Below are 15373 nucleotides of genomic sequence, written 5' to 3'. Positions count from 1 at the left end.
AAAATAGTTCATAATTAATTTTATTGAATAAGAGAACTTTCACTATATATTTTAACAAGAATGTAATCATACATGAAAGATTTTTTAATTTCAGCTAATTCAGATAACTTTTTACCATCAACAATAACATTTTCAATTTCTTCATGATATTTATCATAATCTAATTTAACACGAACACCATCTAATTGACCAGTGACAGGAAGTGGAGATATAACATCATTAATAGCTGGAACTTGGTGTTCAATTGCATTTTTAACAACTATTGGTGGTACCAATGGTGCATCATGAACCATTTCACGTTTTTTATTATTTAATATTTCTTCAGCAGTTTCCACTAGCTTATCAAGAGCACGAATATCAGGACCTCTTCTTAAACGTCTTGGAATTCTACCAAGTCCACCAACATAAGCATCTGCTCCAGGAAGCTCTTCAAGAGGAATGTCTGGAGCACCAGTTACAATAACTGGAATGTCAATATCATCAAATAAAAATGATTTGTCAATAATACATTGTTTAAAACTACCTAATGCAAAAATAGCTAAGTCATGTTCTTCAATTAATTTTTTTTCCTCTTCTGTAATTCCAGAAGTTCCTTTTCCATCTCCACGAGCAAGTCCAATCATGTTATCTTTAGCACCATACTCACGAAGATATTCAGAAATATCACAAGCAGCATGAGGAAGATGATGTCTTGCAAGAGTAGGGGAAACAATTACAATCTCAGAACCTGCCATAGGAGCAACAGATACTTTACCTAAAAGTTCTTTTGATTTTTCTTCTATTTTCTTAACATCCTCTAATGGAATAGCCATATTTAAAACTAAATCCATTTGAAAAACATTTTCTTGGAGAATAAATCCCCCTAAATCTTCAATGAGTTCCTTAAGTTCTTCACTTTTATGAACTCCACCAGTAAATGTTAATGTTTCATACATTATTTTTTCCTCACTTCCATTGTACTAAATTATACTTAGAATTTATTCATTAATATAATTATATAATATCTTCTAAAATTGAGTACCTTAATTCAGTTCTTTCAATAGGATTTTTTGAAACAGATGAATGAGAAGGCATTTCAACAAGATTATCTTTTTCAACAACCTCATTTCTCAAATAATCTGGAAAAACTACATAGTCAAAATCAACATCATCTACTATAAAACCCATATCTTCAACTATATCCTTTAAAAAGTTTGAGTATACCTTAATTTTAATATCCAAATCATTTGAATTATTCAAATACTTCATAGCAACATCATAGTCTCTAAAAATATCATCCAAATCCTTATTTGAAAGTTCTCCCCCATTTGAAAAATTTGAAACAATTTTTATACTATTTCTAATCTGTTTAAAAGTATTTAGTTTAATTTTTAAAGAAATTAAAGAAGTTTTACTTTCAGATAATAAAATAGCCAAATCTCCATCCTCTTTATCAGGAAATTTATTTACAACATATTCTTCAATTCCAGCATATTTTAAGATACTTTCACACATAGGTGTTGTAACAATTCTCATAGTAAATAATATAATACAATAATATATAAAATTATTAAATATGAAAATTACATTATCCTTTGAAAAAACAACCACTACTGACGTTTCAATAATGGTTGATGCATTAAGAGCAAGTTCAAGCATAGTTTTAGGATTAAATAATTTTAAAGAAATAATACCATGTTTTACACCAGAAGAAGCTTTTAAACTAGGTGAAGAATATAATGCAATACTTGCGGGTGAACGTGAAGGAATAAAAATTAAAGGTTTTGATATTGGCAATTCACCTAAAGCTATTGAAACTTATAAAATACCTCCAGAAAAAAAGGACACCCTTATTTTAACAACAAGCAATGGAACTAGAATATTGAAAGATATGAAATCCACAGTTCTTGTTGGATCAATAGTTAATGCTGAGGCAGTTGGTAAAAAATCTATTGAAATAGCTGAAAATGAAATTGATGTAGTTATGGCAGGATATAAAGGTAATTTCGCACTTGAAGACTTTTTAGCATCAGGAGAAATTATTTACTGGATAGAAAAAGAACTGACAGATAACTCTATAGAATTTGAGATTAGTGATTTTGCAAAAGCTGCAATATTAGCCAGTAGAGACTATGAAAATGTAAAAAAAGCATTTTATAACTGTAATTCCGGGCGTAAACTTAAAAAATTAAACTCCCAAGATGATGTGACCTACTGTGTTCAGAAAAACATTAGTGATAATGTAGCAATTTATAAAAATGGAAAGTTAAAAGTATTTAAATAGCCATTACATAGTATAACTATTAATTAAATTTTAAAATAAAAGAAGTGTATTTTTAATGAATAGAGAATGTTTAACAATCATTGGGACTGCACATGTATCTGAAAAAAGTGTAGAAGAAGTTAAAGATGCAATCTACGAAAAACAACCAGATGTAGTAGCTATTGAACTTGATAGAGGTAGATACACTAGACTCAGAAAAGAAATGGCAGGTATTGAAGAAGATGATACCATCCCAATTACTCAAATTATTAAAGAAAATAAAATTGGAGTATTTCTTGTAAGTACCATCCTTGGACATTTCCAGTCAAAAATTGGTGCAGAACTTGATGTAAAACCAGGATCAGAAATGATTGGTGCTATTGAAGCTGCAGAAGATTTAAAAATCCCAATTGCATTGATTGATAGAGACATCAATATTACATTACAAAGAGCACTTAATAAAATGACTTTTAAAGAAAAATTTAAATTTCTTACAAGTCTTGTAACTTCCTTTTTCTCAGATGATGACGAAGCAGATGAACTTGATATTGAAGAACTTAAAAATCCAGAAAATATTGATGAAGTTATGGGATATTTCAAAGAAGTTTCCCCTGGAGCATATGAAGTTCTTGTAAAAGAAAGAGATGCTTATCTTGCAGGAAATATTTTAAGAATAAAACAAGATAAAGTAGTTGCAGTTGTTGGTGCAGGCCATAAACCTGGAATTGAAGCACATCTAAACAATCCAGAAGGCATACCTCCACTTTCATCATTAGTTATTACCAACGAAAAAAAAAGCATACCTTGGGCTAAAATCATCTTAGCATTAATCCCAATCTTATTTGTTGTGATATTTTTTCTGGCTTTTATAAGTGGTATTAACATTAGTGATAACCTTATTGAATTTATTGCCATTAGTATGATAATGGGGTTTCTAGGTTCAATATTATCTGGTTCTAAATTAATTTCAGCTATTGTCGGAGGTGTTGTGGCTCCATTAACCATAATTCATCCATTATTAGCTGCAGGTTGGTTTTCTGGTTTAACTGAAGCAAAATTAAGGAAAATTAGAAAAAGAGACATATCTAATCTTTCTAATGTTGAAAAAATAAGTGACTTATGGCACAACAACATAATAAGAATTTTACTTGTTGTTATTGGTACTAATTTAGCAGTTAGCATAGCTACTTTAATTATACTTCCATCCCAAGTTTTTATACCTTTATTTATGAAAATATTTGGTGGATAGATACTAAGTAAATTAGTGCATTATAAAAAACTGATTCTAAAAGTTTTTATATACTAATTATTATATAATATACAAATAAAAATTAGGTTTCATGGTAGATTGAAATGTATTTAATATTTCGTTGTGACTGCGGTAGAGTTTTATATGCAAAAAAAGGAGTAGCTACTCGAAAATGCACATGCGGTAAAACTATTAAAGTTAAAGAAAGGAGAATCTTTAAAAAAGTTGAAACCCGTGAAGAAGCATCAGAAGCAGTTCAGGAAATGCAAGATGAAATCTATGGAAATACTGGCTTTAAATTAGCTAGTGAATTATAATAAAACTTTAAATTAGGTAAGATTAGAAATGTATGAAACGATAATCTCGATAGTTATTATAGTTGTATTAATTGTTGTTAACGGTATATTTTCCATGTCTGAATTGGCAGTTGTATCTTCAAGGAAAGGTAAACTTCAAAAAATGTATAATGATGGGAAAAAACACGCAAAAACCGCTATAGATTTGATGGAAAATCCTAATCAATTTTTATCTACAATTCAGATTGGAATTACACTTATTGGTATATTAACAGGGGCTTTTGGTGGAGCAACATTATCTGATCCATTAAATGCAATTATTTCACCATATATCCCGTATAGTGAAATTGTAAGTACAATCGTTGTTGTAATTATAACTACCTACTTATCCTTAGTTGTTGGAGAACTTGTTCCAAAAAGAGTTGCATTAAACAATCCTGAAAATATTGCAGTTAAAGTTGCAAAATGGATGAAATTATTATCCAAAGCATCTGGACCATTTGTTGTTATCTTAAGTAAATCTACAAATGGACTTTTAAGATTAATGGGAATTAGTCATGAAGAAAATAATGCAATTACAGAAGAAGAAATTGAATTGATGATTGAAGAAGGTAGAGTAGAAGGAACTATTGAAAAAGAAGAAGAAGACATTATTAAAAGAGTATTCAAACTTGATGATCAAAAAGTAGATATGATTATGACTCCAAGAAATGAAATCGTCTGGATTGATTTGGAAGATACTCCTGAAGAAAACCAAAATAAGATTATTGAAAGTAAAAGATCAATATTCCCGGTAGCTAGTGGAGAATTAGATGATTTCATTGGAGTTGTTCAAGCAAAAGATATTCTTTCTGTTTTATTTAAAGAAGAAGACTTAGAAATAGAAGATATCATTAAAGATCCATTAGTTGTTCCTGAAAACTTAGAAGCATTAGAATTAGTCAAACAATTTAAAGAAAACAAAGAATATGTCCATATGTCCTTAGTTGTAGATGAATTTGGAAGTTTAACTGGATTAATTACTTTAAATGACTTACTTGAAGGCATTGTTGGAGATATCCCGGGTATTGATGAAACAGATGACCCAATAGCTATTAAAAGAAATGATGATTCCTGGTTAATTGATGGAAGATATCAAATTGACAGATTTAAAGAATTATTTGACTTTGATGGCGAATTTCCAGATGAAAAAGAAGATAACTTTACAACAATAGCTGGATTTATTTTAAGTTATTGTGGTAAAATACCTACTGACGGTGAAACCTTTAAATGGGACAGATTCTGTTTTGAGATTATGGACATGGATGGTCACCAAATTGACAAGATACTTGTAACTGATTTAGGCGACAAACCAAAATATGAAAATAATGAAGAAGGAGAAACAGACTAATGGATTTAATAATTGAAGTCATAATTTTACTAGTTGGTTTTGTGCTCCTTATTAAAGGTGCAGACTATTTTGTAGATGGAGCTAGTAATGTTGCACGTATTTTAAAAATACCTGCAATCATTATTGGTTTAACAGTTGTAGGATTTGGTACTAGTGCTCCTGAAGCTGCAGTTTCAATTACAGCGGCTCTTAGTGGAAATAATGCAATAGCTGTAAGTAATATTGTTGGAAGTAACATATTCAACCTTTTATTTATTGTAGGTGTCTGTGCAATAATAAAAAATCTTAAAATTGGTAGAAATTTACTTAAACAGGATTTACCCTTTTTAGTACTTGTAAGCGCACTTATTGTTGTCTTAATCTTAATTAACTGGGATATTACAAGATTAGAAGGATTAATTTTACTTATATTAATTATTTTATATGTTTCATATCTTGTATATACTGCTAAAAAGTCCAAAGAAGCAGAATATATTGAAAAACCTACTATTGGAAAAGGTAGAAGCATACTGTACATTGTAGCAGGTTTAATTGGAGTTATTATTGGTGGAGAATGTGTTGTTGAAGGTGCATCGTCCATTGCTATGGCAATGGGAATGAGTGAAACCTTAGTTGGATTAACCATAGTAGCTATAGGTACTTCACTTCCAGAACTTGTTACATCTCTTACAGCACTTAAAAGAAAAGAAAATCAAATTGTTATTGGAAATATAGTTGGATCCAACATATTTAACATTTTATTTATCTTGGGATTAAGTTCATTGATTACACCAATCCCGGTAAGTCCTGAAATGATTGTTGATTTAGGATTAATGTTAGGTATGACCATACTTGCATTCATATTTGCAAAATTAGACTCCGACTACAACAAAAAAGAAGGAATTATCCTTACAGCCCTATTTATAATATATATGATATTTGCTATATTGAGGAATTAATCCTCATTAATCTCTTTTTTTAATTCACAAGCTTTACAAATATCAGAAGAAGTAGGTTCACCACATATTTCACATTCATTTAGAACTGGAGAAATACTACTTTCAAAAGTTAAAATTTTATTAAATGATTCCATTACATTATACTTTATTTCAGGATTCATTTTTTCACAATCATTTAAAAATCCTTTAATTTTAGATCTTAATGACAAGCTAGAATAAGGACATGGCGCAGAATGAAAAGGAACATTATTCTTTTGAGCCCATAAAAGAACTTCTTTTTCAGGAGTATTCCATAATGGTTTAATTCTTGGAACTAATTTGGGATGAATCACATCTAACATAGGACCATATTTAGAAAATTTAATTAGATCTCCACGAGCAAAACTCATTAAAAATGATTGAATTTCATCATCTAAATTATGACCAGTAGCTATTTTAGAAGCCCCTAATTCATAAGCAGTTTTATTTAATATATTTCGTCTAAAAACACCACAAGGAATACATGCACTTTTAAAATTCATATAAATATCATCTAAAATAAAACCTTCCTCTTTTTTAAATGATTTTTTAATTAATTTAATACCTAAATTATCTGCATTTTCAGAAGCTGCATCAACACCATCCTGACGGTAACCTGCAATACCTTCATCAACAGAAATAGCTATCAAATCAAAATCAACAAACTGCTGATAATTTTTAAGAGCATGTAAAGTTAAAACACTATCTTTACCACCAGATAAAGCAACTGCTACTGTTTCACCTTCACAAATCAAATTATATTCCTTGATTAAATTATTAATCCTTAAAAAAAGGTTTTCATTAAATTCACTTAAATCTAAATCAGACATCGTGAATAATTTTATACTAAGATAAATATATATTTTATAGGAAGTGAAAAATATGATAACCGCAGATTTTGCAATAGTTCCTGTTGGAAGTAAAGATACTGAATGTAAAGACTATGTAACCGCAGCAGTTCAAGCTATTAAAGATTCAGGTCTCAATTACCAGTTAACAGGAATGGGAACACAAATAGAAGCAGATAATCTCAAAGAATTATATGATGCAATAGCTACTGCACAGGAAGCTGTTTTCAAAATAGGTGTAGGCAGAGTTTATACTATTATTAAAGTCGATGATAGAAGAGACCTTGATAACAGAACCTTAAATGTGAAAATAGACACAGTAAATGAAATGTTAAAATAAAAAAAGAAAAAAGACTAGTTTATAAAAAACTAGCAAAATTTAGCAGATGCTTCTTTTACAGCATCAACAACTAAATCTAAATCCTCTTTTGTTAAAGAAGGGTGTACAGGTAATGAAATTACATTGTCTGCAGCTTTTTCAGCTAGTGGGCAATCACCTTCAATACCTAATTTTTTATAAATAGGTTGATTGTACAATGGAATTGGATAATGAATACCTGTTCCAATACCTTTATTAGTTAAAAATTCAACCCAATCATCACGGTTTCCTTTTTCAACAAGAATAGTGTACTGATGATAGACATGTTTATAATTATCTGGAGATTTAGGAGTTACAATTCCTTCAACATCTTTTAATTGTTCATTTAAATAGTTTGCATTACTTATTCTTTTATCATTAAATTCATCAATTACTTTAAGTTGAGCAAGACCAATAGCTGCAGCAATATCAGTCATTCTAAAGTTATATCCGATTTCATCATGATGGTATCTTTCACTAGCTCCATGAGCTCTGAACATTTGAGCTTTTTTAGCTAGTTCTTCATCATCAGTAGTAATCATTCCACCTTCACTGGTAGTCATGTTTTTTGTAGGGTAAAAACTGAAGCAAGCCATATCTCCAAGAGTTCCAACTTTTTCACCATTATATTCTGCCCCATGTGCTTGAGCTGCATCTTCAATAATTTTTAAATCGTGTTTTTCTGCAATTTCCCTGATTTTATCCATATCTGCAGCTTGACCATAAAGTTGAACTGGTAAAATAGCTTTAGTTTTATCAGTGATAAGATCTTCAATTTTATCTGGATCAATAGTATAAGTATCTAAATCTATATCTGCAAAAACAGGAGTTGCACCAGTATAAACAATCGCATTTCCACTAGCTATAAATGTAAAAGGAGTTGTAATAACTTCATCTCCTTCACCAATTCCACAAGCTAAAAGAGCTACATGTAATGCAGAGGTTCCAGAATTTGTAGCGATACCATATTTTGCTCCAATCCAATTAGCAAATTTTTCTTCAAATTCCATTACTTTAGGACCTTGAGCAATCATACCAGATTTTAAAACTTCAACAACATTTTCAATTTCCTCTTCACCAATAATTGGTTTTGCAATAGGAACCTTAATATCCGCCATAACTATCACCAAATTATAAAAAAAATAATTAACTAACTTTTCTAAACTATATTTATATTATAACTTAATAATATTTAAAACAATACATAAATATTGAAAATAAAATATCAAAGTTGATAAAATGGGTGAAACTGAAAAAACACATAACGATTATAATCTTGTAACAATAACAGAAGGAACAACAAAAATTCAATTCCCTGAATTTGACAAAGTTTCATCTGATGCACCTGTATTTTACAACCCACATATGGAACTAAATAGAGACATTTCTATTTTAGCTCTCCAAACATTCCAAAAGGAACAAAATCGCCCAATAGCTATTTGCGATTTGTTTGGTGGAAGTGGGATTAGAGGAATACGATACAAAAATGAAATCGATTCAACAGACACCATATCCATTAATGATATAAGTGAAACTGCAAATGAATTTGAAAAAATAAATGTAGAACTTAATAACCTCCAAGATATTAACATTTATAACCATGAAGCTAGTGCTTTTTTACGTTCACATAGAGGAGAATTTGATGTTATTGATATTGACCCATTTGGAACCCCATCTCCTTTTTTAGATGCTGCAGGATATTGTGCTCGTAAAAATTCCCTTCTTTGTGTAACCGCAACTGACACTTCTGCATTATGTGGAACTTACAAAGAACCATGTATCCGCAAATACAATGCAAAACCATATAAAAGCGAATACTGTCATGAAACAGGAATTAGAATCCTTACAGGGTATGTTGCATTAACTTTAGCCAAATATAAAAAATATATTGAAGTTAAGCTATCCCACAGTACTGAACATTACATGAGATTGTATCTTGAAGTTAAAAAGGGTTCTAAAGCAACTGATGAATCTTTAAACAATATCGGTTATATAAGCCATTGTAAGCATTGTCTTTACAGGGAAACAAACAATGGGCTTGCAACTTCAATACAAGACACATGTCCAGAATGCGGTGAAAAATTAATCCATGCAGGACCTTTATGGCTTGGAAAAATCCAAGATGAAGAGTTCATTGGAGAAATGATTAAAGAAAGTGAAAATAAGAAACTAAATAGTAAAAAAGAGCTTCTTAAATTATTAAATAGCTGCCATGGCGAAGCTAATGCTCCGATAACTTTCTATGATATGCACCATTTATGCAGAGTCTTAAAAATTAGTGCTCCAAAATTAGATTTAGTTTTTGATCAATTGAAAAAAGAAGGATTTATTGCCATTAAAAGCCATTATAATCCCCTCGCTATTAAAACAGATGCTCCAATCAAAAAAATAAAATCCATTATTATAAGCTTAAATTGTTCATAATACATAAGACCAACTTTTGTATATGAATAATAACTATCATTTATTAAAATCAAATGAATACACAATTAGTTTGAAAAATATTAAAGAATGATATACAAATAAATTAAAGTATTGAATAATTAAAAGAAAATGGAAACTTTTAATAGTAATTAAATTATAAAATAAAATATTTAAATGTTCATAAAAAACATTAAAATAATGAGAATTAAACAATTAGAGGGCAGATAAAAATGGTCAAGAAAAAAGAGGACATAATAAAATTAGATGATACAGATATTAATATCTTGAAAATCATCAATGAAGATGTTAGAACCTCTTACAGACAAATATCTCGTAGTTTAGATGTTTCTGTAGGTACTGTACACAACCGTATCGACAAAATGATTAAATCTGGAGTAATTAAGAAATTTTCACCTGTAATCGACCATAGAAAGCTCGGATATGTTCTTACAACAATTATCGGAGTTAGAGTCAAAGGTGGAAAACTTAAAAACTGGGAAGAAAAAACTTTCTTTAATAAAAATGTTGTAGGAATTTATGATGTTACTGGAGAATATGATGCATTTTTAATAGCTAAATTCAAAGATACTGATGAATTAAACTCATTTATTAAAGAATTACTAAAAGATCCGATTATAGAAAGAACTTATACTCAAACTGTTTTAGATGTAATTAAAGAAGACATGGGATCTTCAAATATTTTATAATGTGGTGACATGAACAATTTTAGAAATGAACAAGTGCAAAATATAATCTTAAAATCAACTAAAAAAACAACAAACTCATTTAAGCTAAAAGAAGCAGAAGAAGGCGAAATTGATGTTGCGCTTTTTGAATCTGGATTAAAAAATCTAATAGCTGCAGAAGAATACATTTACAAAAGTTTACCTAATCATCATTTAGACAAGGAAGATGCAACAGCATTTACTAAATTCTTAATTGATGCACGTGAAAGTATTAATGAACAGCTATCCAACTTTAAAGTCATTGAACAAGAAGTTGAAGAATTTGATTTATCCAAATTAACTTCAAATATTTTATTCATTACACCAAAAAACAATTTTAAAAAATCCTTAAAAAAGCTTGGAATTGATGTATCCAATATTGTAGTTGCTGATATGCCACTAGTAATTGAGGATATGAAAGAAATAAATCCTAAAATTCCAGATGCTGCTTTGAAAGGAATTGAAAAGAAAATAGAACATATTCATAATGATATTAAAAGGAAAATTGATTCAATAAATCCTGAAAAAATCATTGTTCTCGGTGAAAAAGATAAAAATGGAGAACTTCTTGCAAAACGTGCAACTGAACAATATTCTGCACAAATCCATTTAGATGAAAATTTAAAAGAATTAACCGACATTGATATTAAAAATATAATAGAACAATGATTTTATCTATTATATTTTTAAAAACTTTTTTTAGACTCTTTTTTTAAAAAAATACTGAAATTTAGTTTAATTAAAAAAAAAAGTATTTAAATATAAAAAATAAATTATTATATTATAAATTTAATATAAACCGAGGTTTTACAATTGGTAGTTTGTTTACCTGATACACAAGATGACTCTCCAAATATTCCTATTAGTTTAACTAGAGTAGGAGTAACTGGAGTAAAAAAATTATTACAATTAGAGAGAAAAGATAAAAGACCTATTATATTAGTACCTACTTTTGATGCATTTGTAGATTTACCAAATGATCAAAAAGGAGTACATATGTCTAGAAGCCCTGAGGCTATTAGTGAAGTAATGGAAGACGTTGCAAATGACAAATCTGTTGAAGTTGAAATCATATGTGCTGAAATCGTGAATAAAATGATGAAAAAGCACGAATATGCAAAACGTGTTGAAGTTTCAATGGTTACAGATTATATGTTTGTTAAAGAATCTCCAGTGACAAAAAACAAAACACAAGAAATGGCTAAACTTATAGCAAAAGCTGTTGGAGTCAGAGATGACAATGAAGATATAAAAATCAGAAAAAGCATTGGTGCAGAAGTAACAGGAATGACTGTTTGTCCTTGTGCACAAGAATCTGTGAAAGAATCTGATAAAAACAAATTATTAGAATTCTTAGATGAAGAAACAACAGAAAAAGTCTTAAACACTGTAACATTTGCTTCCCACAACCAAAGAGGAGTTGGAACCTTATTAATAGAAGTTCCTGAAAAATACATTGTAAAAGGGGAAGACATAATCAATATGATTGAATCTTCTATGAGTTCTCCAGTTTGTGAATTATTAAAAAGACCTGATGAAAATGCTGTTGTAATGTCTGCTCATAAAAATCCTGTTTTTGTTGAAGACTGTGTTAGAAACATGATGGAAAAAATTGTCAACATGTATGGAGATTTCCCTGATGACACTTTAATTACAGCACGTCAAGAAAATTATGAAAGTATCCATAGACACAATGCTTATGCAGAAAAAGTAACAACTATGGGTGAATTAAAAGAAGAATTAGATGTTCAATAAGGATTTGATTAGATGCAAAAATTATACGAAGTAGCTGGACAAGTAATGGGTTTTTTTGATGCATTTAAAGGATCACAACCAGCTATAGATAATGAAAAAATTCTAATTGTTAGAGGCAGATCAAGATCTGTAATTCCCCTTGACCAGTTCCACGATAAAATTAATGAAATTGGAGAACTTCTTGGAGGAAAAGAAGTAACTTCTGATGAAAAAATAAGAGACATTCTTGAGCTTGGAGATAAACACATCCAATCTAAAGAAGAACCAACAACTGCTGTTGATTCACATGGTTTTACAAGAATGAAAAAAGAGTTAGAGGGAATGGGTCTTGTTGTAGAATATAAAGTATTTGAACTTCCAGATTGTGATGTTATAATAGCAATTTGGGAAGATAAACATGAACTCCCTCCATTATATGTCGAAGTTACTGTTTCAGACAATGAAAGATAAATGATAAAATGAACTATACAAAAGAAGAAATTCTCTCATTTTTAACTGCAGAAAAAGAAGAAATACTCGATTTAATGAAACAGACAGTTAATAATGAAGAGAATAACACCATTACTTATTCTAAAAATATTTTTATCCCTTTAACTGAAATCTGCAGAAATGACTGCGGATACTGCAATTTTAAAAAAACACCTGAAGATAAAAATGCCATAATCTTAAAGGATATGGATGAAATTCTTGAAGAATTGAAAATAGCTGAAAAACAGGGATGTAAAGAAGCATTATTTACTTTTGGAGAAGATGCAGATGAAAGCCCTGCAGTTGTTAAAGCTCTTGAGGATAAAGGATATAAAAATATGATTGATTATATCTATGATGTCTGTTTAATGACATTAAATGAAACTAAATTATTGCCTCATACCAATGGTGGAAATTTTAGCTATGATGCACTTAAAAAATTAAAAGAAGTTAATGCATCAATGGGTTTAATGTTGGAAAATTCTTCAAAAAGATTAATGGAAACAATAGCTCATAGAAGAAGTCCTGGAAAAGATCCAGAATTGAGAATTGATACAATAAGTAATGCTGGAAAACTTAAAATACCCTATACCACAGGAATTTTAATTGGTATTGGAGAAACAAAAGAAGAAATAGCTGATTCTTTACTAACAATTAAAGAACTATCTGATAAATACAATCATATTCAGGAAGTGATTATTCAAAACTTTACAGTGAGCCCAGGTATTGAGATGGAAAACTGTGAAGAACCTAGTTTAATGGATATGATTCGTACTGTAGTGGCTGCAAAGTTATTATTTAAGGATAGTGATGTCTCAATACAAGTTCCACCTAACTTAAATTATGATACTGCTCAGATATTCTTATTATGTGGTGCAGATGATTGGGGTGGTGTTTCACCGATTTCAAAAGACTTTGTTAATCCAACATCCCCATGGCCTGCATTAGAAGAACTTGAAAAACTTACAAATAATGTTGGTTTTAACTTAACTGAAAGATTATGTATTTATGATAAATATATAACTCCAGAATGGTTAAATGAGAAACTTTTAGATGCAATATCTAATTTATCCTAGCATCTACAACAACATGCATAACTCCGGGAGAATACTTTTTTATTTTTTGAATATTTAACAATTCAACTTCCCTATCTTTTGCTGCCTGTCTAATACGAGATATTGGACGTGTTTCCATTAGTTTTTCAGGTACTGTTTCATGATAATGGATTATTCCACCGCTATTTAATGAATCAACCGCTGTTTTAAGATAATGATGAGTTGTTTTAACATATCCCATTAAAATTCTATCTGCATTGTAATTAGGTGTCAACTGACTGCAGTCTCCTAAAAGTGGAGTGATATTGTTAATTTTATTTAAGTTTATGTTCTCATTAAGATAATAAAAAGAATTAGGATTAATTTCCATTGAATAAATCTCTTTTGCATTGCTGAATTTAGCTATTGGGATTGAAAAGTAGCCTATACCTGCAAACATATCAATTATTGTTTCATCATCTTCAACAAGGTTTGCTATTCTTATTCTTTCGTTAACATTGCCTTTAGACCACATTACTTTAGTTAAATCCAACTTAAAGTAACAACCATTTTCTTTATTAATAGTTTCACTTTTACTGCCCAAAAGAAATTTATAATGAGGTTCCCTTTTAACACCATAAATATTGTCAATTTCGATTATAGATTCTACTTTTTCCTTGTTAGCTATAGATTTTAACTCTTCTAAGGATTTATCACCGAATTTATCATCTACAACAAGAATATCCCCAATTTTTTTCCATTTCATATTAACACCTAAAAGAAAATAAGAAAGATTTATATATATAAATATACAATAATGATTATTAGTTAGTTTATACTAATTATTTGATTCTGATTTTAATAAATATTAATTATAGTAATGTATTAATTATTTTTATTATATTAACCTATGAAGTAGTTGAAATAATATTATTTTGAATACTTATAAGAGGTGTTATAAATGAAAGATAAAATTTTAGAAGGAACAACAACCGTAGGTATTACATGTAAGGACGGTGTTGTATTTGCAAGTGAAAGAAGAGCAACTATGGGAAACTTAGTAGCTCATAAAGTAGCTGAAAAAATATTTAAAATTGATGATCATATTGTAACTACAATCGCAGGTTCTGTTGGAGATGCTCAAAACTTAATGAAAATAATTGAGGCTGAAGTATCACTTTACCAATTAAGAAACAACGATAAGATTAGTATTAAAGCTGCTGCATCATTAACAGCAAATATTTTACGTTCTGGACCAGCATATGTCCAAACTTTACTTGGTGGTGTTGATGATGAAGGACCTTCTATTTACTCCTTAGACCCAGCAGGAGGTATGATCAAAGATACATACATATCAACTGGTTCAGGATCAATTACTGCATATGGAGTGCTTGAAGATAGATTCCATGATGAAATAACTGTTGAAGAAGGATTAGAAGTAGCTGTAAGAGCAATCAAAGCTGCTGCTGAACGTGACACTTACTCCGGAAATGGATTTTTAGTTGCTAAAGTAGATGAAAACGGCTACGAAATGTTAGATAATGAAAAAGTTAATGATATTCTAGAAAAAATATAAGGAAACTAATTTTCATAACTAACTATTTTTTTATATAATTGTGTAAATAGAG

At 29.5% G+C, this 15373-nt stretch carries 18 protein-coding genes; 13 read left to right on the top strand and 5 right to left on the bottom strand.

The genetic code is table 11. The features are described from left to right. Positions 1-20: 20 nt before the first annotated feature. Both MBBWO_RS03295 and MBBWO_RS03290 read right to left on the bottom strand, forming a co-directional pair. On the bottom strand, positions 21-935 hold the full coding sequence (locus tag MBBWO_RS03295; RefSeq protein WP_116669460.1) for a methanogenesis marker 7 protein: 915 nt from the start codon (positions 933-935) through the stop codon (positions 21-23). A 58-nt stretch (positions 936-993) separates the two neighbouring features. Further along, a complete protein-coding gene (locus MBBWO_RS03290) occupies positions 994-1515 on the bottom strand; it encodes a hypothetical protein (RefSeq protein WP_116669459.1) in 522 nt (173 codons plus the stop codon). Between the two features lie 40 nt (positions 1516-1555). On the opposite strand from MBBWO_RS03290, the gene comB reads away from it, so the two are divergent. The 5 genes from comB to MBBWO_RS03265 all read left to right on the top strand — a co-directional run bounded on the left by comB (position 1556) and on the right by MBBWO_RS03265 (position 6115). Then, a complete protein-coding gene (gene comB, locus MBBWO_RS03285; RefSeq protein ID WP_116669458.1) occupies positions 1556-2263 on the top strand; it encodes a 2-phosphosulfolactate phosphatase in 708 nt (235 codons plus the stop codon). Between the two features lie 55 nt (positions 2264-2318). Continuing rightward, a complete protein-coding gene (locus MBBWO_RS03280; RefSeq protein ID WP_116669457.1) occupies positions 2319-3491 on the top strand; it encodes a TraB/GumN family protein in 1173 nt (390 codons plus the stop codon). Positions 3492-3595: 104 nt separating this feature from the next. Next, complete coding sequence (locus MBBWO_RS03275) at positions 3596-3808, top strand: DUF1922 domain-containing protein (protein ID WP_116669456.1); 213 nt, start codon at positions 3596-3598, stop codon at positions 3806-3808. A 28-nt stretch (positions 3809-3836) separates the two neighbouring features. After that, a complete protein-coding gene (locus MBBWO_RS03270; RefSeq protein ID WP_116669455.1) occupies positions 3837-5177 on the top strand; it encodes a hemolysin family protein in 1341 nt (446 codons plus the stop codon). Beyond that, a complete protein-coding gene (locus MBBWO_RS03265; protein ID WP_116669454.1) occupies positions 5177-6115 on the top strand; it encodes a calcium/sodium antiporter in 939 nt (312 codons plus the stop codon). Before MBBWO_RS03270 ends, MBBWO_RS03265 begins: the two co-directional genes overlap by 1 nt. Here MBBWO_RS03265 and MBBWO_RS03260 read toward each other — a convergent pair. Then, on the bottom strand, positions 6112-6963 hold the full coding sequence (locus MBBWO_RS03260; protein WP_116669453.1) for a TIGR00269 family protein: 852 nt from the start codon (positions 6961-6963) through the stop codon (positions 6112-6114). The genes MBBWO_RS03265 and MBBWO_RS03260 overlap by 4 nt on opposite strands. A 52-nt stretch (positions 6964-7015) precedes the next feature. On the opposite strand from MBBWO_RS03260, the gene MBBWO_RS03255 reads away from it, so the two are divergent. Continuing rightward, on the top strand, positions 7016-7321 hold the full coding sequence (locus tag MBBWO_RS03255; RefSeq protein WP_116669452.1) for an MTH1187 family thiamine-binding protein: 306 nt from the start codon (positions 7016-7018) through the stop codon (positions 7319-7321). A 29-nt stretch (positions 7322-7350) separates the two neighbouring features. Here the strand turns inward: MBBWO_RS03255 and MBBWO_RS03250 are convergent, their stop codons facing one another. Next, positions 7351-8457 (bottom strand): DegT/DnrJ/EryC1/StrS family aminotransferase, encoded by a 1107-nt coding sequence (locus MBBWO_RS03250; protein ID WP_116669451.1) that lies wholly within the window; start codon positions 8455-8457, stop codon positions 7351-7353. Positions 8458-8578: 121 nt separating this feature from the next. Between MBBWO_RS03250 and MBBWO_RS03245 the strand changes: the two genes are divergently transcribed. The 6 genes from MBBWO_RS03245 (at position 8579) to cofG (ending at position 13787) form a co-directional block, all read left to right on the top strand. Further along, positions 8579-9763: a tRNA (guanine(10)-N(2))-dimethyltransferase gene (locus tag MBBWO_RS03245; RefSeq protein ID WP_116669450.1), complete on the top strand. Its 1185-nt coding sequence runs from the start codon at positions 8579-8581 to the stop codon at positions 9761-9763. Positions 9764-9993: 230 nt separating this feature from the next. Beyond that, on the top strand, positions 9994-10470 hold the full coding sequence (locus MBBWO_RS03240; protein ID WP_116669449.1) for an Lrp/AsnC family transcriptional regulator: 477 nt from the start codon (positions 9994-9996) through the stop codon (positions 10468-10470). A 9-nt stretch (positions 10471-10479) separates the two neighbouring features. Beyond that, positions 10480-11157 (top strand): SepCysE family protein, encoded by a 678-nt coding sequence (locus MBBWO_RS03235; RefSeq protein ID WP_116669448.1) that lies wholly within the window; start codon positions 10480-10482, stop codon positions 11155-11157. Between the two features lie 144 nt (positions 11158-11301). Continuing rightward, positions 11302-12243, top strand: coding sequence for a GTP cyclohydrolase MptA (gene mptA, locus MBBWO_RS03230; protein ID WP_116669447.1), 942 nt, complete (start codon positions 11302-11304; stop codon positions 12241-12243). A gap of 12 nt (positions 12244-12255) precedes the next feature. Then, positions 12256-12693 (top strand): DUF2120 family protein, encoded by a 438-nt coding sequence (locus MBBWO_RS03225; protein WP_116669446.1) that lies wholly within the window; start codon positions 12256-12258, stop codon positions 12691-12693. Positions 12694-12701: 8 nt separating this feature from the next. Then, on the top strand, positions 12702-13787 hold the full coding sequence (gene cofG, locus MBBWO_RS03220) for a 7,8-didemethyl-8-hydroxy-5-deazariboflavin synthase subunit CofG (protein ID WP_116669445.1): 1086 nt from the start codon (positions 12702-12704) through the stop codon (positions 13785-13787). Here the strand turns inward: cofG and MBBWO_RS03215 are convergent. Next, positions 13774-14511: a class I SAM-dependent methyltransferase gene (locus MBBWO_RS03215; RefSeq protein ID WP_116669444.1), complete on the bottom strand. Its 738-nt coding sequence runs from the start codon at positions 14509-14511 to the stop codon at positions 13774-13776. The genes cofG and MBBWO_RS03215 overlap by 14 nt on opposite strands. A gap of 195 nt (positions 14512-14706) precedes the next feature. Between MBBWO_RS03215 and psmB the strand changes: the two genes are divergently transcribed. Then, positions 14707-15321: an archaeal proteasome endopeptidase complex subunit beta gene (gene psmB, locus MBBWO_RS03210; protein WP_116669443.1), complete on the top strand. Its 615-nt coding sequence runs from the start codon at positions 14707-14709 to the stop codon at positions 15319-15321. The last annotated feature ends 52 nt before the right edge of the window (positions 15322-15373 follow it).

It is taken from the genome of Methanobrevibacter woesei, assembly GCF_003111605.1.
GTDB classification, from domain to species: domain Archaea; phylum Methanobacteriota; class Methanobacteria; order Methanobacteriales; family Methanobacteriaceae; genus Methanocatella; species Methanocatella woesei.
The sequence above is the reverse complement of the archived record's forward strand: the minus strand, read 5'-3'. Positions and strand labels throughout refer to the sequence as shown.